The organism is Flavobacterium sp., assembly GCF_003525665.1.
In the GTDB taxonomy this organism is placed as follows: Bacteria; Bacteroidota; Bacteroidia; order Flavobacteriales; family Flavobacteriaceae; genus Flavobacterium.
On the sequence record NZ_DQDX01000138.1, the window covers coordinates 10,637 to 12,619 of the forward strand.

Below are 1,983 nucleotides of genomic sequence, written 5' to 3' on the forward strand. Positions count from 1 at the left end.
TTTCTATTGTAATCTATTTTCGGATGCAAATGTAATATGGAAACTTTGAATACAAAAATAGTTTCCAAAGTATTTACATAAATTTAACACTACTATTTTTTGTCTGGTCGTATGATCATTCTAAGGGAAGAATTTTTTGTAAAATAAGCCAATGCCCAATGGTAAATGGTGTTTACTTTATTTCTCGGCATTGACAATGACATTAGATGAACAAAAAGCCAAGCTAGCCACGCAATTGTTCCTTTAAAATGTATTTTTGGTTTTGGTAAATCAACAACAGCTTTACTTCGACCAATAATCGCCATTGAACCTTTATCGTTATAAATAAATACTTTTTTAGGTTTATTAAATTCTAAATTCAGTAGGTTTTTAGCAAGATTTTTACCTTGTTGCATCGCTACCTGAGCAACTTGTGGGTGACCATTTGGAAAACTTTTGTCGCTTTCCATGAATGCAGTATCGCCAACGGCATAAATGTTTTTTGTTCCTTTTACCATGTTGAATTCGTCCACAATTAATCGGTTTGCTCTTCCATAACTTTCTTCCGATAGACCATTGAAACGCATTGCAGTAACTCCTGCTGCCCAAATTAAGTTCTTAGTTTTAATGGTTGATCCATCTTTAAATGAAATTGTTTCTCCATCAAAATCAATAACTTGTGCGTTTAATTTTACTTCCACACCCAATTCTTTAATGGCTTCTAAAGTATATTGTTGCGATTTTAAACTCATTGGACCTAAAAGCGCATTCGCTCCATCAACTAAGTAAATTTTGGTATTTGTTATGTGTTCTAATTCTGGATATTCTTTTCGAATGATATTTTTACTCATTTCGGCAAACATTCCCGATAATTCTACACCAGTTGGTCCACCACCAGCAACAACGATGGTCATTAATTGCTTTTGCTCCTCTGGGTTTTTAGAAATCGATGCTGCCTCGATACGTTGCAACAAAATGTTTCTCATGTTCAATGCTTCTTCAAGCGTTTTCATGGCAATAGCATTTCGCTTCACATTCTCCATCCCAAAATAATTGGTTGTAGTTCCAGTAGCAATTATTAGATGATCATAATTTAATTCGCCATTAGAAAGTGTAATTTTATTTTCGGATTGATTTATTTCCATCAATTCTCCTAGCCAAAAACGGATGTTTTTAGATTTTGAGAACATTTTTCTAAACGGATAACTTATCGAAGACGATTCTAAAAATCCAGTCGCTACTTGATATAATAACGGTGGGAAAAAGTTATAATTTACCTTGTCAACCAATGTTATATCGAAATTTTCAACATTCGAAAGTGTTTTTGCGATGTTTAATCCTGCAAATCCGCCACCTATTATTACTATCTTTTTTTTCATCGTGTTAATTTTTGGTTTCAAATTCTAAATTGGCTGTGATATTAATATTCGAGCCGATTAACAATCCGTTATTTTCTTGATTTGAATTAGAGTATAATCCAAAATCTTTACGATTAATTTCTCCTATAATTTCTATAAGTACTTTAGATGATTGGTGATTTGAATCTGAAGCAGCAATTTTAGCATCGAGTTCAACCACTTTTGTAATATTGTTTATTGTTAAATTTCCTTTGACAAAATTGATGTCATTATTAACTTTTTCAAATGAAGTAGATTTAAAAGTCACCAATGGATACTGATTTGAATCAATAAAATCCTTTAAATTTAAATTACTATCAATGTGTTCTAGTTTACCTTCTTTTTTATTTACATCCAATACAAATTCTACATTAGCATTAGTAAGCTGATTGTTTTCAATGTCAATAGAGCTATCAAGTTTATTGAATGAACTGTCTAAGTAGGCAATAATTGAGTTTTTCGCTCTAATCATGAAATCAGATTGATTGGTGTTCAAATTCCATTTAGTTATTGTCATTTTTAAGAAAATTAAGTTTGAATTATTTGACAAAAGTATAATGGAAACTTTAGATACCAAAATAGTTTCCAAAGTATCTACACAAATTTA

2 protein-coding genes are annotated in these 1,983 nt (G+C 31.0%); both read right to left on the reverse strand.

Features of this window, described 5'->3' with window-relative positions; all coding sequences use genetic code 11:
- Nucleotides 1–92: 92 nt before the first annotated feature.
- Nucleotides 93–1,358 carry an NAD(P)/FAD-dependent oxidoreductase gene (locus tag DIU01_RS09720; protein ID WP_290833920.1) on the reverse strand — a complete coding sequence of 422 codons (1,266 nt, stop codon included), beginning with the start codon at nucleotides 1,356–1,358 and terminating at the stop codon, nucleotides 93–95.
- A 4-nt stretch (nucleotides 1,359–1,362) separates the two neighbouring features.
- Nucleotides 1,363–1,893 (reverse strand): YceI family protein, encoded by a 531-nt coding sequence (locus DIU01_RS09725; protein WP_290833922.1) that lies wholly within the window; start codon nucleotides 1,891–1,893, stop codon nucleotides 1,363–1,365.
- Nucleotides 1,894–1,983 lie beyond the last annotated feature (90 nt).

What these genes read in the sequence shown, in the direction of transcription:
- DIU01_RS09725 (WP_290833922.1), bottom strand. Translation starts at nt 1,893, where the DNA reads ATGACAATAACTAAATGGAATTTGAACACCAATCAATCTGATTTCATG.
- DIU01_RS09720 (WP_290833920.1), bottom strand. Translation starts at nt 1,358, where the DNA reads ATGAAAAAAAAGATAGTAATAATAGGTGGCGGATTTGCAGGATTAAAC.